This is a genomic window from Streptomyces sp. bgisy130, from assembly GCF_057708345.1.
In genome coordinates this window covers 261,325-277,315 of record NZ_JBYISA010000002.1, presented here as the reverse complement: position 1 = coordinate 277,315, position 15,991 = coordinate 261,325, and the positions used below count along the sequence as shown (strand labels likewise).

The following is a 15,991-nucleotide window of genomic DNA, read 5'->3' as shown; positions in this document are numbered from 1 at the left end:
GGGCCCCAGCTCGTTGCCCGGAATACGCCGCGGGTGCCGTCACGGCCCCGCCGGCGACCCGGCGCAACCCGCCCGGTACCGGACCACGCGGCCCGCTGCGACAGCACGCCGCCCCGCCCGGCTCCCGATCCGGCAACACCTTCGCCGCTCTTCGGCGACGTCTTTTCCCACGTCGGCGGTCGATTCCGTCCCGCCGCGTTCCATCTGTTTTCTCCGGTCCGTTTTGCGATTCTCCTGTGTGCGGCTGTCAGCTGCCGGGAATTCCTCGACGTACCGCATCGAGGAAGGTTCTCCATGAACCGCGCATCTCGCCCGAACGACCGTTCCTCCCGCACCCGCTCCGCCGGTTCCGGCCGTGGCGGCTACCGCTCGCAGTCGTCCAACCGCTCCGGTTCCGGTGGCAAGCGGCGCCGGACCGCCGCGCCGCAGGGGGAGTTCGCCCTGCCCGTCACGCACACCCCCGCGCTGCCGCCGGCCGAGTCGTTCGCCGAACTCGACATGCCGGCCGCGGTGTTGACGTCACTGGCCGCGGAAGGGGTGACGACCCCGTTCCCGATCCAGGCCGCCACGCTGCCGAACTCGCTGGCCGGGCGTGACGTACTCGGCCGTGGCCGCACCGGCTCGGGCAAGACCCTCGCCTTCGGGCTGGCCCTGCTGGCCCGCACCGCCGGGCAGCGCGCCGAGCCGGGCAAGCCGCTGGCCCTGGTACTGGTCCCCACCCGGGAACTGGCACAGCAGGTCACCGATGCGCTCACCCCCTACGCCAAGGCGCTGTCGCTGCGGCTGGCCACCGTCGTCGGCGGAATGTCGATCGGCCGCCAGGCGAGCGCACTCCGCGGTGGCGCCGAGGTCGTCGTCGCGACTCCCGGCCGGCTCAAGGACCTCATCGGCCGCGGCGACTGCCGTCTGAACCAGGTCGGCATCACGGTGCTGGACGAGGCCGACCAGATGGCCGACATGGGCTTCATGCCGCAGGTGACCGCGCTGCTCGACCAGGTGCGCCCCGAGGGGCAGCGGATGCTCTTCTCTGCCACCTTGGACCGCAACGTCGACCTGCTGGTCCGGCGCTATCTGACGGACCCGGTGGTGCACTCCGTCGACCCGTCGGCGGGCGCCGTCACCACGATGGAACACCACCTGCTGCACGTCCGCGACACCGACAAGCACGCCACCACCACCGAGATCGCCGCCCGCGAAGGCCGGTCGATCATGTTCCTGGACACCAAGCGCGCGGTGGACAAGCTCACCAAGCACCTGCTGAACAGCGGGGTACGGGCCGCGGCGCTGCACGGCGGCAAGTCCCAGCCCCAGCGGACCCGGACGCTGACCCAGTTCAAGACCGGCCAGGTCACCGTGCTGGTGGCCACCAATGTCGCGGCCCGTGGCATCCACGTCGACAATCTCGACCTCGTCGTCAATGTCGACCCGCCCACCGACCACAAGGACTACCTGCACCGCGGCGGCCGCACCGCCCGCGCCGGGGAGTCCGGCAGCGTCGTCACCCTCGTCCTGCCCAACCAGCGCCGCGAGATGGACCGGCTGATGGCGGACGCGGGGATCACGCCGCAGTCCACCCAGGTGCGCTCCGGCGAGGCCGAGCTGACCCGTATCACCGGTGCCCAGGCTCCCTCCGGGATTCCCGTCACGATCGCCGCGCCGGTGGTCGAACGCCCGAAGCGCAGCGGTTCCTCGACCCGCGGACGGCGCAGCCGCTCCGCTCAGGCCCGTCGCTCCTCCGGTACGGGCACGCCGCGGACCGCGTCCGGGACGCCGCAGCGTCGGCGCTCGGCCGGCACGACTTCGTAGCACGGAAGCCGTACGGTGCGTACACCGCGCTTTTCCCGCTCCGCCGCCAGTCCGATTCCGGTTCGTTTCTACCCTGTAGAGGCACTATGCGCTGCGTCATCGCCCGCTTCCCCTTCGACCTGATCAAGACCGAGGTGCAGGACTCGATGAAGGGCATCGAGCCCGAACCCATCACGGGTGACTCGGCACTCATCGGTGGCCGCCACTACCCCGTCAAGCAGGTGGGCGAGGTCATCACCCGGCAGGACCGCCGCGACTTCACCGCCGGGGAGGTGACCCGGGCGCTGACCCGCCTCGGGTTCACCTGTAGCACCTCGGCCCCCGCCGCCCGTACGCCTCTTGAGGAGGCGTCGGCCCTGCTCCAGGCTCCGCCGACGTCCGACGGTGACCCGGCGAGCTGAGACCGGCCACCACCCGGCAACGAAGTGGGCTCCGACCGCACCGGTCGGAGCCCAGCTTTGTTCCCAACCGCGGCCTCAGTGGTCGGAGTAGCTGAAGTCGCCCACCGTCCAGGCTCCTACGTCCTTGATCTCGACGCGGTACATCCCGCCGGTCTCGGGCAGGCCGATGCTGCCCTGGAGAATCCTCGCCACATGGAAATGCAGGTGGGTGGGCGGGCCCTTCCGTTGCGGCGGGCGGGTGTCCGCGCCGGCCGAGGAGAAGAGGGCGGAGAACGGTCCCAGCCGCTGCGACTGCTCCAGGACCTCGGCCACACGTTGCCGCCACACGCTCTCGGGCGCCAGCCGTCCGGTGATCACAGCGCCCTGGACAACCACTGTGAGAGACATCTGATTGCTCTGCTCCGACTCCACCATGGCGGCGATGTCGACAAGCAGCTCGTCGGGCTTCGACATGGGAGCAGACTCTACTGCGGCGACCGGCCCTCGGCACCACTCCCGCAGCGCGCCCCCGTCGACAGGAAGGGGGCGGGATGGCCATCGCCAAGACCAGCGTCCTGGTACTGGATTGCGCGGAGCCCGCGGCACTGGCGGACTTCTACGCACAATTCCTGGGCGGAGAAGTGCGGATCGGGTCCAGCCCGGACTACATCGAGGTCATCGAGAGCGACAAGGTACACCTCGCGATTCGGCGGGACCGGGGCGCGGCGCCGCCCAGTTGGCCCCGCCCGGACGACTCACAACAGGCGCATCTGCACTTCCTCGTCCCGCAGGACAACATGGACGAGGCGGAGCGCGAGGCGGTCAGCCTGGGAGCGCGGCCGTTGCGGACCCGGGAGAACCGCGGGCCCTATGACGCCCGCCGCTATGCGGATCCCGCCGGCCACCCCTTCGTCCTCGCCGCGAGCGAGGGCCACGCCCTGGGGCAGGCGAACTGAGCCGAGTCCGGCGGGTGGAGAGGCCGGGGGCGCCACCGAGTTCGGTGGCGCCCCCGATGCTGCGAGGCACGCCCTGCTGTCAGGTACGGGTCGCCGGGCGCACGACCAGTTCGTTCACATCGACCTCCGGTGGCCGGCTGACGGCGAAGGCGATGGTGTCCGCGACCGCGGCGGCCGGCAGGGCCACCGCGCGGTAGGCCGCCATGGCCTCCCGGGCCGTCGGATCGGTGATGCTGTCCGGGAGTTCGGATTCCGTGACGCCCGGCGAGACCAGGGTGACCCGTATCCCGGCCGCGGCCTCCTGGCGCAGCCCCTCGGAGAGGGCGCGTACGGCGAATTTGGTGGCGCAGTAGACCGCGGCGGTGGGCACCACCTCATACGCCCCGACCGACGCGATATTGATGAGGTGGCCGGCGCCCTGGGCGCGCATCACCGGCAGTGCGGCGGCGATCCCGTAAAGGACCCCGCGCACATTCACGTCGAGCATCCTGTCCCATTCGTCCACCCGCAGCGCCTCCAGCGGCGACAGCGGCATCACCCCCGCGTTGTTGACCAGGACGTCGACCCGGCCGAATTCCTCCTGCGCGGCCGCGACGAAGGACCGCAGGTCCTCGGCGGAGGTGACGTCCAGCCGCCGGAAGGCCGCGCTGCCGCCGGCGCCGTTGATGTCGTGGCACAGCGTTACCAGTCGTCCGGCGCGGCGGGCACCGAGGAAGACGCGGTGCCCGTCGGCGGCCAGGCGGCGGGCGGTCGCCTCGCCGATGCCGCTGCTCGCGCCGGTGATCAGGACGACCTTCTCGTGCTCCGTCATGGGCTGCTCCTTTTGCCAGTTGTCTCACCGGCGAGCCTCCACGGCGGAGCGCGGCGCGACCAGGACGGCTGGTGCCTGGGTGCCGCACACCCCGGCACCGCGCGAAGGCCGGCGAGCCCCTGCTATTTGCCATACCGGCAAGCATGTTTGTCAATTCGGCGCGGCCGGGTACAGCAGCTACCGCATCCCGGGGCCATCACCCTTATGGCGCAATACCTCGGGCGCCCGCCCTCCGCCGTAATTCACCGGGGAATGGCGGACCACGGCAGCTGTCATTCCCCAGCGTGATCGGGCAGTTGAGCCGCCCCCGTATCCCGGTGTTTACGATATCCGGGATGAATTGGCGCGTTTCTGGCCGACGGCCCGGTGCGTACGCGTACGCGCGCCTTCTTTCTGCCTTCACAGGCGGTGCATCCACTCATCACCTCTGACTTCGGGAGCTCATGATGGAATCCGGCGCTACCGTGTGGAACTGCCCGTTCGACTATGCCGAGGCACTGGAATTCGATCCGACGCTCAAGCGTCTGCTGACCGAGGAACCGGTCGCCCGTATCAAGCTGCCCTACGGGGAGGGCGAAGCCTGGCTTGTGACCCGGTACGAGGATGTGCGCACGGTGACGACCGACCGGCGCTTCAGCCGCAGTGCCATCATCGGCCGGGACTTCCCGCGGATGACTCCTGAGCCGATCGTGCAGGACGAGGCGATCAACGTGATGGACCCGCCCGCCAGCAGCCGCCTGCGGAGCCTGGTCTCCAAGGCGTTCGCCCCGCGTCAGGTCGAGCGCATGCGGGTCCGTACCCAGCACGTCGTGGACGAGCTGCTGGACCGGATGACCGCGCAGGGCTCGCCGGCCGACCTGATGGAGAGCCTGGCGTCCCCGCTGCCGCTGACGACGATCTGTGAGGTCCTCGACATCCCCGAGGGCGACCGCGACCAACTGCGCGGGCACGCACGGACCATGATGAACCTCACCCCCGAGAACCGGGACAGAGCGGTCCGCGCCAAGGCCGATATGCGCGCCTACTTCAAGACGCTGACCGCGAAGCGGCGCCAGCACCCGGGGGACGACCTGATCAGCGCGCTGGCGACGGCCCGGGACGGCGACGAGCTCCTCAACGACCAGGAACTCACGGTGCTGGCCATGGTGCTGCTCATCACCGGCCAGGACACCACCACCTACGAGATCGGCAACCTCGCCTACACCCTGCTCACCCGGCCCAAGGACCTCGCCATGCTGCGGGCCCGCCCGGAGATGCTGCCGCACGCGATGGAGGAACTGCTGCGGTTCATCCCGTTCCGTAAGGGCGTCGGCATCCCCCGCGTCGCCCTTGAGGACGTGGAGCTGAGCGGGGTGACGATCCGGGCCGGGGACATCGTGCACGTCTCCTACCTGACCGCAAACCGGGACGAGCGCAAGTTCGACCGGCCCGACGAGCTGGATCTGGAGCGCGAGGAGCGCCCGTCCCACATGACCTTCGGCTGGGGCGGCCACCACTGCCTGGGCGCCCCGCTCGCCTTCACGGAGCTGGAAGTCGCCCTCGGCGCCCTCCTGGAGCGCTTCCCCGACCTCAGGCTGGACCAGCCGGCCGAGGACGTGCGCTGGAACACGACCTCGATCTGGCGCTATCCGCTGGAGTTGCCGGTCGCCTGGTAAGGGGGCCGGCGCCGCGAATGCAGAACTCACCTCCCTGGCGTACGGTTACTAGTCGGAAAGAAGATCCACCAGCACGGGGAGAGTTCGTTCTTCGACGGATGGTCCGCACATAGTTCTCTCCAGAGTCGTGCAACCCCAGTCCGCCGATTCCGCCCGCCCTGCCGACTTGCCCGCCTTTCGGGCCGGTTGCCTCGGCGGGCGCCACCGGCCGACGGCGACCGAAATGGAAAGTAGGGAATTCCCTGGCGGCCCACAAGTCTGCAAGGAGCCCATCCCATGGCGGTTCTGTGCAAACCTGCAATCGCGGTCCCTGAATACATCCTCACCCAAGAAGACACCCTCGAACTCGCGCGGCGGATGCACAAGGATCATTCGCAGCTGCGGCTGGTGCTCCGCCTGATCGAGCACACCGGCGTCCGCAAGCGGCATCTGATCCAGCCGATCGACAAGGTGCTCAAGCATCCCGGGCTCGACGCCCGCAGCGCGGTCTACGAGGAGGAGTCCAAGGCCCGGGTCCCCGCCGTGGTGCGCGAGGCACTCGACCGGGCCGAACTGGAGCCCACGCAGATCGACTTGATCGTCTACGTCTCCTGTACCGGCTTCATGATGCCGTCGCTGACGGCATGGCTCATCAACACCCTGGGCTTCCGCTCGGAGACCCGTCAGATGCCGATCGCCCAGCTCGGCTGCGCCGCGGGAGGCGCCGCGATCAACCGGGCGCATGACTTCTGCACGGCGTACCCCGACTCCAACGTCCTCATCGTGGCGTGTGAGTTCTGCTCGCTGTGCTACCAGCCCACGGATCTGGGCGTGGGATCGCTGCTGTCCAACGGCCTGTTCGGCGACGCGGTCGCCGCGGCGGTGGTCCGGGGGACCGGCGGCACCGGCGTCCGTCTGGAGCGCAACAGCTCGTACCTGATCCCGCACACGGAGGACTGGATCTCTTACGCGGTGCGCTCCACCGGATTCCACTTCCAGCTGGACAAGCGCGTCCCCGGCACCATGGAGCCGCTCGCCCCCGCCTTGCGCGCCATCGCGCAGGAGCACCAATGGGACGCGGGTGAACTGGACTTCTACATCGTCCACGCGGGCGGTCCGCGCATTCTGGATGACCTGTGCCACTTCCTCGAGGTGCCGCCCGAGGCGTTCCGCTTCAGCCGGGCGACGCTGACCGAGTACGGCAATATCGCCAGCGGTGTGGTGCTCGACGCGCTGGCGAGGATGTTCGACGAGGCGTCGGCCGTCGACGGCCACCGCGGTCTGCTGGCGGGCTTCGGTCCCGGCATCACCGCCGAGATGGCCCTCGGTACGTGGGCCTCGACGCCTGTCGCGACGTGAGTGCACCCGCACGGTGCGCCCGGACGGTGATCCGCCGGGCGCACCGTGCATGTGTCCGCACGGCGCTCTGCCGCGGCGTCTCACTCCCCTGGGGTAGCGGCCGGGCCCGCGTCGGTGCGGCCGTGTGGGAGGCGCCGGGGCCGTGCCGACCCGGGAAGTGCCGCGGTGCGGCCGGATGCCGGGAGGAGGAGCACCGGGGAGCGGCCGCCGGAAGGCGCCGGACGAGGCCGGGCAGCGGTTGGCGCATACCGAACTTTTGCCTTGAATAGGAATATCTTGACATGTGGGTCAGTGCGTTTTATGCAGATGAGTAGGCGGCTTGCTCCCCATATCAGCAGGTGAGGAGCCTCCGCGGGCCGTTCCACGGGCGGGCCGCAAGGTGAGGAGAAGACCATGGCGCGTGCAGTGGGTATTGACCTTGGTACGACGAACTCGGTGGTCAGTGTGCTGGAGGGCGGCGAGCCCACGGTGATCACCAATGCCGAGGGCGCCCGGACCACCCCGTCGGTGGTCGGCTTCGCCAAGGGCGGCGATGTGCTGGTGGGCGAGGTCGCCAAGCGGCAGGCCGTGACCAACGTCGACCGCACCGCGCGGTCGGTCAAGCGCCACATGGGCGAGGCGCAGTGGCGCTTCCCGGACAGCGGTGACATCGACGGCAAGCAGTACACCGCTCAGGAGATCTCCGCGCGGGTGCTCCAGAAGCTCAAGCGCGACGCCGAGGAATACCTGGGCGAGGACGTCACGGATGCCGTGGTCACCGTTCCCGCGTACTTCAATGACGCCCAGCGCACCGCGACCAAGGAGGCCGGCGAGATCGCGGGCCTGAAGGTGCTGCGGATCGTCAATGAGCCGACCGCGGCCGCCCTGGCCTACGGCCTCGACAAGGAGAACGACCAGACCATCCTGGTCTTCGACCTCGGCGGCGGCACCTTCGATGTCTCGCTGCTGGAGATCGGTGACGGCGTGGTCGAGGTGAAGGCCACCAACGGCGACACCCACCTGGGCGGCGACGACTGGGACCAGCGGATCGTCGATCATCTGACCAAGCAGTTCAAGAACGCGTACGGCATCGATCTGTCCCAGGACAAGATGGCCACCCAGCGGCTGCGGGAGGCCGCCGAGAAGGCCAAGATCGAACTGTCCGCGGCGACCGAGACCACGATCAATCTGCCGTATCTGAGCGCCTCGGCCGACGGTCCGCTGCACATGGACGAGAAGCTCACCCGCTCCCAGTTCGAGCAGCTGACCGCCGACCTGCTGGAGCGCTGCAAGAGCCCGTTCCACAACGCGGTGGACGACGCCGGGATCAAGGTCGCCGACATCAACCATGTGATCATGGTCGGCGGCTCGACGCGGATGCCCGCGGTGACCGAGCTGGTCAAGGAGCTGACCGGCAAGGACCCGCACAAGGGCGTCAACCCGGACGAGGTCGTCGCCGTCGGTGCCGCGCTCCAGGCCGGTGTGCTCAAGGGTGAGGTCAAGGACGTCCTGCTGCTGGACGTCACCCCGCTGTCCCTCGGTATCGAGACCAAGGGCGGCATCATGACCAAGCTCCTGGAACGCAACACCACGATCCCGACCAAGCGCTCCGAGATCTTCACCACGGCCGAGGACAACCAGCCGTCCGTGCAGATCCAGGTCTACCAGGGCGAACGCGAGATCGCGGCGTACAACAAGAAGCTCGGGATGTTCCAGCTGACCGGTCTGCCGCCGGCCCCGCGCGGGGTCCCGCAGATCGAGGTCTCCTTCGACATCGACGCCGACGGCATCATGCACGTCACGGCCAAGGACCTGGGCACCGGCAAGGAACAGAAGATGACCGTCACCGGCGGCTCCTCGCTGCCGAAGGACGACATCGACCGGATGGTCCGCGATGCCGAGCACCATGCCGAGGAGGACCGCCGCAAGCGGGAGACCGCGGAGACCCGTAACCAGGCCGAGCAGCTCGTCTACCAGACCGAGAAGTTCCTCAAGGACAACGAGGAGAAGGTCCCGGGCGAGGTCAGGACCGAGGTGCAGGAAGCCGTCACCGAGCTCAAGGAGAAGCTCAAGGGCGAGGACACCGCGGAGATCCGCACCGCCTCCGAGAAGCTCGCGGCCGTCTCCCAGAAGATGGGCCAGGCCATGTACGCCGACACCCAGGGCGCGCAGGCCACCTCGGGAGCCCAGAGCGCGGCCGCCGGTGAGGGCGGGCCGGATGCCGCCGCCGGCGAGCAGGACGATGTCGTCGACGCGGAGATCGTCGACGACGACAAGCAGGAGGGCAGCGGACGATGAACCGGCCGACCAATGTCCACGGCCTGCCCCACCCGCCGCTGGCCCTCGTGGGACACGGCCCGACGAAGCCCCCCGAAGCGGGCCCGCCCGACGCCACCGACCGCCCGGAGGACCGGGCGCGGGGCACCGGCCGGCCCGCCGGCCAGGACGGGTCCGCCGGGCGGCCGGTGCCCCCGGAGGCGGTGCTGCACGCCGAGCTCCGGGAGCGGACCGCCGACCTCCAGCGGCTGAAGGCCGAGTACGACAACTACCGGAAGCGGGTCCACCGCGACCGGCTGGCGGTCGGCGAGATCGCGGTGGCCAATGTGCTGAGCCGGCTGCTGCCCGTGCTCGACTCGCTCGCCGAGGCCACCGAGCGGGGTGAGGTGACCGGTGGCTTCGAGCGCATCGCCGAGGCACTGTGCACCGAGCTCGGGACGCTGGGCCTCCAGCCCATCGGCGCGGTGGGTGACCCGTTCGACCCGCTGATCCACGAGGCCATCACCTACACCCCCACCGACCGGCTGGAGCAGGCCACGTGCACCGAGGTGCTCCGCCTCGGCTACCGGGTCGGCGACCGGCTGCTGCGCCCCGCGCAGGTGGCCGTCGCGGGCGAACCGCCCGCCGGCGCAACGACCAGCTCCTGAACTACCCTTACGCGGGTCGGAGTTGAGCCCGCCTTCCGCATCGTACGGTGATCTGCGCGTCGGCCTGTGCGTCGACCTGCACGTACATCTGCACGTCGATCTCCGCACTGCCCGGCGACGGCGGTCTTCGGCGCAATGGAATTGCCACCCCCTGTGTGCCACTACGCATATGTTCGAGTCCCAGGGGCACCCGATCCTCTACCGCCAGCAAACGGCCTCCGTACTTCGACAGAAAGCCCTACGACGCACGACGGGCGGGGATCATGGCAACCGAGGAAAACACGGAACGCGGGAAAGCACACGACGAGCGACCGGAGCGGATCTCCGCCCCCACGGCAATGCGCCACGCCGCCGGGCAACTTGCACAACTGCTGCAATGCGAGCCCGATTCGGTGTCGGCACTCAAGCCCACCGATGACGGCTGGCTGGCGAACGTGGAAGTGGTGGAGATCGACAGGGTCCCGGACACCGCGAGCGTGATGGCTTCCTACCGCGTCCACCTCGATGAACAGGGCCAACTCGTGGGATATGAGCGGACCCGCCGCTACGGGCGGGGCCAGATCGACCGGTAGACCGGCCGTCGCCCGGCGCCCACCACGACCTCACACGGCCGCATGACCCGCTCCAGTCACCTGGAAGGGACGATCCGTCATGACTGCCATTCAGCAATCCAACGCGCCCACCAGCGGCAGCGGTTCGGGAAATCTCTACGATGTTCTTGAGCTCATTCTCGACCGTGGGCTGGTAATCGATGCCTTTGTGCGGGTATCCCTCGTCGGCATCGAAATCCTCAAGATTGATGTGCGTGTCGTCGTCGCGAGCGTGGACACCTATCTGCGCTTCGCCGAGGCATGCAACCGGCTCGATCTGGAATCCGGCCGCAAGGCGCCGAGCCAGCTCACCGATCTGGTCGGTGAGGCGACCGAGAGCGGCGCCAAAGGAAAGTCGAAGGGCGCGCTGACCGGCGCCGTCGAGGCCTTCAGCGAATCCCTTCAGAAGGGCCAGGAGGACTCCGCGGAAGAGGAAGAGCGCCCGGCCCGCAAGCCTTCCGCGGCGAGCAATCGCCGTACCGCACGCCGACGGGAGGACTGAGCCATGGGAACGTACCTCTACGCCATCACCGCGGCCGGCCACCCCTTGCGGCTGTCCGGACTCGACGGGGTCGGTAACCCGGCGGCCGAGCTGCGCACCGTCACCACGAAGGATCTGTGCGCGGTGGTCAGCGACGCACCGCCGGAGCTCCGGGCCAAACGCCGCGATGTGGCGGCCCACCAGGGCGTGCAGGAACGTCTGCTGGCCGACGGCCCCGCCCTGCCGATGCGCTTCGGGCTGATCGGCACCGACGACGCGCAGGTGGCCGCCGTGCTGGAACAGGATCGCGACAGCTACCTCCAGCGGCTCTCGGAGGTCGACGGCCGCCGTGAGTACCACCTCAAGGTGGAGCGCGACGAGGACGACCTGCTGCGGGAGATCATGCGGGAGTCCGCCGAGGTGCGGCGGCTCAACGACCGTACGCGGCAGAACCCCGGCGCCTACGACGACAAGGTGGCGCTCGGCGAGCTGATCTCGCAGGAGGTGCAGGCCCGTCAGGAGCGGGCCCGCTCGGACATCGTGGCCCGGCTCGCTCCGGCCGCCGTACGCACCGCGGACGTCGAACCGACCAAGCAACACCTCCTCAATGTGTCCTTCCTCGTGGAGCAGGAGAAGGCCGCGGCCTTCGCGGAGGCGATCCATGCGGAGGCCCGACAGCGCGGTGACACCTATACCTTCAGCCTGCACGGCCCGCTGCCGCCGTACAGCTTCGTCTGACCTCCGAGAGGAGATCGGCCATGGGCCTGCTCACACAGCTTCTGGCCCTGCCGCTGGCCCCGGTGCGGGGCACGGTCTGGGTCCTGGATCAGGTGCTGCTCACCGCCGAGCGCGAGTACTACGACCCCGCGCCGGTCCGTGCGGAACTGGCCGCGCTGGAACGGCAGTTGCTGGACGGCAGCATCGGGCCCGACGAGTTCGACTCCCGCGAGGACGAGCTCCTGGACCGGCTGGAGTGGCTGGAGGCCCACCGACAACGACTCCGTACCGACTCCTGACCACGGGAGATTGAGGTGTACGACAGATGATGACCAACGCCAAGATAGGGGTGGCCCTCGTCGGGGGCTACTTCCTGGGGCGCACGAAGAAAGCGAAGATGGCCCTCGGCCTGGGCCTGTTCCTGGCCGGCAAGAAGCTGAATCTGGATCCCAAGCAGCTCGGCACGCTGGTCGCCAACTCGCCGGTGCTGGGCCCCCTCAACGACCAGGTGCGCAAGGAACTGGTGGACGCCACGAAGGCGGCGGCCGGCACCGCGCTCACCCAGCGGATGACCGGCCTCGCCGACTCCCTGCACGAGCGGACCGTGGTCCTCAACGAGGGCCGGCACGCGAGCGGCGAGATCGAGCGGACCGCGGACGGGGAGCGCCCCGCGACGGACGAGGAGGACCAGGCGCCCGAGGACGGCACCGGGGGCGACGCCGAGGATGCCGAGGGCGCGGCGGACGCTGAGAAGGAGCGTGCGGCGGACGACAAGAACGGGCGCGCGCCGGGCCGTAAGACAGCTGCCGCCGCGTCCGCGAAGACGGCCACGAAGTCGTCCGCGACATCGGCGAAGAAGTCGGGCAGCGCCGCCCGTTCCACCGCGCGCCGCTCGTCGTCAAGCGCCTCGGGAGCCTCGAAGTCATCGGGGGCATCGGGATCATCGGGGTCATCGGGCAAGAGCGCCGGTGGTGCGTCCCGCGGACGACCCGCCAACTCCGCGGCGCGGAAGACCGCTTCGGGGACCCGTAAGAAGGCGTCCGGTGCGGCCCGCACGGCCGCCGACCGTGGAGGCCGCAATGGCTGAGTCCACTTTCCGCAAGATGAAGCACGAGGTGACCAACACCCCAGCGGCCGGCCAGCTCAAGGAGGAGTTGCAGCACTACCTCCAGGCACGGGCGGAGCACGCCGTCACCAGCCTCGGCCACAAGCTGGGCGAGAGCGTCGGCAAGCTCGCCGAACCCGGCCAGGGCGCCGGGGGCCTGGTCAACAGCCTGGCGAAGGGCGGTGCGGCGCTCGGTGAGGGCAAGTCGCCGCAGCGGGCGGCACTGACCGCCGGCGCCTCGCACCTCAAGGACACCGTCAAGGACAAGGTCAAGGGGCTGTTCGGCAAGGGCCGCAAGGGCGGCGGCGGCAAGTCAAAGAGCGTGACCATCGTCGAGGACATCGATGTGGGCGTTCCCGTCCGCGAGGCATACGACCAGTGGACGCAGTTCCAGGAGTTCAGCACCTTCGCCAAGGGGGTCGTCAGTGTCGAGAAATCCGACGACACCACCAGCAACTGGAAGGTGAAGGTCGCCAAGTCCACCCGCAGCTGGCGCGCGAACGTCACCGAGCAGGTCCCCGACGAGCGCATCACCTGGACCACCGAGGGCGCGAAGGGCACGGTCAAGGGCGTGGTGACCTTCCATCGCCTCACCGACAACCTGACGCGGGTGCTGCTGGTTCTGGAGTACTTCCCCAAGGGGCTGTTCGAGAAGACCGGCAACATCTGGCGCGCCCAGGGCCGCCGGGCCCGGCTGGACCTCAAGCTCTACCGCAAATTCATCATGCTGCGCGGTACGGCCACCGACGGCTGGCGGGGCGAGATCCAGGACGGCGAGGTCGTGGGCGAGCACGCCGACGCCATTGAGGCGGAGCAGGAGGAGGAGAACGCCGAGCCCGAGGACGAGACGGACCAGGACCTGGCCGACGAGGACGGGACCGCGGCGGAGGACGGCGACCAGGATCTCGACGCGCCGGCCGATGAGGACGAGGATCCCGACGAGCCGCGCGATGCGGATGACGACCTCGACGAGGACGACGACCTCGATGAGCCCCTCGACGAGGACGACGTCGCTCCGGACGAGCCGGACGCGTACGAGGACGAGCGGGACGGGTACGAGGACGAACCGGACGCGTACGAGGACGAGCCGGCGCCGCCCTCCCGGGGCCGCCGCACCGCCGCCGCCCGCTGACCCGCCCCGACCGCACAGACGAGGCTGATCATGTCCGATTCACTGGCCGGCCGTATGGGGCCGTCCTCCGGTCCGTCCCCGTACGGCCGGCAAGGCTCCTCCGCCAATCTGGCCGACATCCTGGAACGCGTCCTCGACAAGGGCGTGGTGATCGCGGGCGACATCCAGATCAATCTGCTCGACATCGAGCTGCTGACCATCAAGCTCCGGCTGCTCGTCGCCTCCGTCGACAAGGCCAAGGAGATGGGCATCGACTGGTGGGAGCACGACCCCTCGCTCTCGTCCCGCGCCCGCCCGCCGCAGCAGGTGTCCGCCGGGCAACCGCCGGAGACCGGCCGCGATCCGCTGGCCGAGGAGAACCGGCAGCTGCGCGCCGAGCTCGCCGAGCTGCGGGCGGCCATCGGCTCGCCCCAGGGCTCCGACCGGCGCCGGACGCACCACGAGGAGGAGCAGTGACCAGCCACCTGCAAGGCGACGACGCGACGTCCGCGGCCCCGTGGCAGCCGCCCGGTCTCCCCACCGAGCAGCGGCAGTCCGCTCCCCCGTCCAGCTCGTACGTCTACGCCATCGGCCGGGCGGGCGCCGGTCTCGACGTGACGGCTCCCCGGCTCACCGGGCTGCGGGACGGGCGCGTGCGGACGGCGTCCGCCGACGGCCTCACGGCGCTCGTCTCCGCCGTCCCGGCCGACGCCTTCAGCGAGGAGGGCATGAAGGCGCAGCTGGGGAACCTGACGGAGCTGGAGGAGATCGCCCGTACCCACCACACGGTCGTCGAGGCCGCCCACACGGGAACGACGGTGCTCCCCATGCGACTGGCCACCGTGTATCTGGACGACGCCCGGGTGCGGTCGATGCTGCGGGAGCGCAGCGCGGAGTTCGACGCGCTGCTCTCCCGGCTCGACGGCCATGCCGAGCTGGGGGTGAAGGTGTACGCGGACCCCCGCACCACAGCCGGCGGCCCCGCTCCCGCCTCCGACGCCCCGGAACCCGCCGCTCCCCCGGTCAGCCCCGGCCGGGCCTACCTGCAACAGCGCCGGGCCCGGCGCCAGACGCAGCGTGATGCCTACCGCGCGGCGGGCGCCCTCGCCGACGAGGTACGGGACCGGGCGGCCGCCCTGGCCCGGGACCGGGTCGCACACCGCCCTCAGCAGGGTGAACTGGCCGCCGGCGTGGGGGAGAACATCGCGAACGATGCCTATCTGGTGCCCACGGACCGGCTCCGGGAGTTCCACCGGGCGCTGACGGGTCTGGCCGACGGTGTCCCCGGCGTACGTATCGAGGTCACCGGGCCATGGGCCCCATACTCCTTCGCGACCCCGCCCGCGGAAAGCCGGAGTGAGTGATGGCGGCTGACGCTCCCGAGGCCGCGTGCGCCGAGGTCTCATCTGCCGGGGTCTCGGCCGCCGAAGTCTCGTCCGCCGAGCGCCCGGCCCCGGCGGACCTCACCCCGGATGAGTCTCTCGCGGGGCGGCAGATCGCGCTCATCGATCTCCTGGACCGTCTTCTGAACGGTGGCGCGGTGCTCACCGGAGATGTGGTGCTGTCGATCGCCGAGGTGGACCTGGTCCACATCAATCTGCGGGCCGTCATTCGCTCGATCACGCCCGACGGTCCGGCGCCGTGGTGAGCGACCGTGCTGCCGCCTTCCCGACGAGAGGCGCCCATGACGAGGGATGAGGGATACCCATGACGAACAAACCGGCCGCCGCACCCGTGGAGCCCGCCTTCGCGGAGGTGGCGCAGGCCGCGGCCCGGGCCTTCGACCTGGTGCCGGCCCCGTCCGACGAGCCGCCGCAGGGGCGGGACAGCGCTCTCGCCCAGCGGCTGCGGACCGACCCGGAGACGGTGGAACGCGATCTCATCAAGCTGGTGCTGACGATCGTGGAGCTCTTGCGGCAGCTGATGGAGCGGACCGCCCTGCACCGTGTCGACCAGGGAGATCTGAGCGAGGAGCAGGAGGAGCGGGTGGGGCTGACGCTGATGATTCTCCAGGACCGGATGGCGGAGCTCTGTGAGCGCTACGGCCTCACGATGCGGGACCTCAATCTCGATCTCGGTCCCCTGGGCTCGCTGCTGCCGCGGGACGACGCCGCCTGATCCGCGGTCCCCGGCAGGCC

The 15,991-nt window shown here is 69.9% G+C and carries 19 protein-coding genes; 17 read left to right on the top strand and 2 right to left on the bottom strand.

The features are described from left to right. Positions 1–294: 294 nt before the first annotated feature. Complete coding sequence (locus AC3EUV_RS03940; protein WP_432144507.1) at positions 295–1,806, top strand: DEAD/DEAH box helicase; 1,512 nt, start codon at positions 295–297, stop codon at positions 1,804–1,806. 86 nt (positions 1,807–1,892) lie between these two features. Further along, entirely contained in the window at positions 1,893–2,207 is a 315-nt protein-coding gene (locus AC3EUV_RS03935) for an SCO5918 family protein (RefSeq protein ID WP_432144508.1), read from the top strand. A gap of 75 nt (positions 2,208–2,282) precedes the next feature. On the opposite strand, the gene AC3EUV_RS03930 is transcribed toward AC3EUV_RS03935, so the two are convergent. Continuing rightward, positions 2,283–2,660 carry a hypothetical protein gene (locus tag AC3EUV_RS03930; protein WP_432144509.1) on the bottom strand — a complete coding sequence of 126 codons (378 nt, stop codon included), beginning with the start codon at positions 2,658–2,660 and terminating at the stop codon, positions 2,283–2,285. A gap of 77 nt (positions 2,661–2,737) precedes the next feature. Here AC3EUV_RS03930 and AC3EUV_RS03925 point away from each other — a divergent pair, with 77 nt between their 5' ends. Continuing rightward, a complete protein-coding gene (locus AC3EUV_RS03925) occupies positions 2,738–3,142 on the top strand; it encodes a VOC family protein (protein WP_435602151.1) in 405 nt (134 codons plus the stop codon). Between the two features lie 79 nt (positions 3,143–3,221). Here the strand turns inward: AC3EUV_RS03925 and AC3EUV_RS03920 are convergent, their stop codons facing one another. Beyond that, complete coding sequence (locus AC3EUV_RS03920; protein WP_435602150.1) at positions 3,222–3,953, bottom strand: SDR family oxidoreductase; 732 nt, start codon at positions 3,951–3,953, stop codon at positions 3,222–3,224. A gap of 446 nt (positions 3,954–4,399) precedes the next feature. Between AC3EUV_RS03920 and AC3EUV_RS03915 the strand changes: the two genes are divergently transcribed. From AC3EUV_RS03915 to AC3EUV_RS03850, 14 genes are all read left to right on the top strand, one after another. Beyond that, complete coding sequence (locus tag AC3EUV_RS03915) at positions 4,400–5,608, top strand: cytochrome P450 (RefSeq protein WP_435602149.1); 1,209 nt, start codon at positions 4,400–4,402, stop codon at positions 5,606–5,608. 276 nt (positions 5,609–5,884) lie between these two features. Next, positions 5,885–6,946 (top strand): type III polyketide synthase, encoded by a 1,062-nt coding sequence (locus AC3EUV_RS03910; RefSeq protein WP_432144512.1) that lies wholly within the window; start codon positions 5,885–5,887, stop codon positions 6,944–6,946. Positions 6,947–7,339: 393 nt separating this feature from the next. Next, on the top strand, positions 7,340–9,223 hold the full coding sequence (dnaK, locus tag AC3EUV_RS03905) for a molecular chaperone DnaK (protein WP_435602148.1): 1,884 nt from the start codon (positions 7,340–7,342) through the stop codon (positions 9,221–9,223). Beyond that, on the top strand, positions 9,220–9,849 hold the full coding sequence (gene grpE, locus AC3EUV_RS03900) for a nucleotide exchange factor GrpE (RefSeq protein ID WP_432144514.1): 630 nt from the start codon (positions 9,220–9,222) through the stop codon (positions 9,847–9,849). The genes dnaK and grpE overlap by 4 nt, the downstream gene beginning before the upstream one ends. 263 nt (positions 9,850–10,112) lie before the next feature. After that, positions 10,113–10,421 carry a gas vesicle protein GvpO gene (locus AC3EUV_RS03895; protein WP_432144515.1) on the top strand — a complete coding sequence of 103 codons (309 nt, stop codon included), beginning with the start codon at positions 10,113–10,115 and terminating at the stop codon, positions 10,419–10,421. Positions 10,422–10,500: 79 nt separating this feature from the next. Continuing rightward, positions 10,501–10,941 carry a gas vesicle structural protein GvpA gene (locus AC3EUV_RS03890; RefSeq protein ID WP_432144516.1) on the top strand — a complete coding sequence of 147 codons (441 nt, stop codon included), beginning with the start codon at positions 10,501–10,503 and terminating at the stop codon, positions 10,939–10,941. Between the two features lie 3 nt (positions 10,942–10,944). Next, on the top strand, positions 10,945–11,658 hold the full coding sequence (locus tag AC3EUV_RS03885; protein ID WP_435602147.1) for a GvpL/GvpF family gas vesicle protein: 714 nt from the start codon (positions 10,945–10,947) through the stop codon (positions 11,656–11,658). Positions 11,659–11,678: 20 nt separating this feature from the next. After that, positions 11,679–11,936: a gas vesicle protein GvpG gene (locus AC3EUV_RS03880; protein ID WP_435602146.1), complete on the top strand. Its 258-nt coding sequence runs from the start codon at positions 11,679–11,681 to the stop codon at positions 11,934–11,936. A 29-nt stretch (positions 11,937–11,965) separates the two neighbouring features. Next, complete coding sequence (locus AC3EUV_RS03875) at positions 11,966–12,724, top strand: hypothetical protein (protein ID WP_435602145.1); 759 nt, start codon at positions 11,966–11,968, stop codon at positions 12,722–12,724. Further along, on the top strand, positions 12,717–13,874 hold the full coding sequence (locus AC3EUV_RS03870; RefSeq protein WP_435602144.1) for an SRPBCC family protein: 1,158 nt from the start codon (positions 12,717–12,719) through the stop codon (positions 13,872–13,874). The genes AC3EUV_RS03875 and AC3EUV_RS03870 overlap by 8 nt, the downstream gene beginning before the upstream one ends. A 30-nt stretch (positions 13,875–13,904) precedes the next feature. After that, a complete protein-coding gene (gene gvpJ / locus AC3EUV_RS03865; protein WP_432144521.1) occupies positions 13,905–14,330 on the top strand; it encodes a gas vesicle protein GvpJ in 426 nt (141 codons plus the stop codon). Further along, a complete protein-coding gene (locus tag AC3EUV_RS03860; protein ID WP_435602143.1) occupies positions 14,327–15,217 on the top strand; it encodes a GvpL/GvpF family gas vesicle protein in 891 nt (296 codons plus the stop codon). Before gvpJ ends, AC3EUV_RS03860 begins: the two co-directional genes overlap by 4 nt. 131 nt (positions 15,218–15,348) lie before the next feature. Further along, positions 15,349–15,501: a gas vesicle protein gene (locus AC3EUV_RS03855; protein WP_432144530.1), complete on the top strand. Its 153-nt coding sequence runs from the start codon at positions 15,349–15,351 to the stop codon at positions 15,499–15,501. A gap of 59 nt (positions 15,502–15,560) precedes the next feature. Beyond that, the gene (locus AC3EUV_RS03850; RefSeq protein WP_435602142.1) at positions 15,561–15,971 is read left to right on the top strand and encodes a gas vesicle protein K; all 411 of its coding nucleotides are present in this window, start codon (positions 15,561–15,563) and stop codon (positions 15,969–15,971) included. Positions 15,972–15,991: the final 20 nt, after the last annotated feature.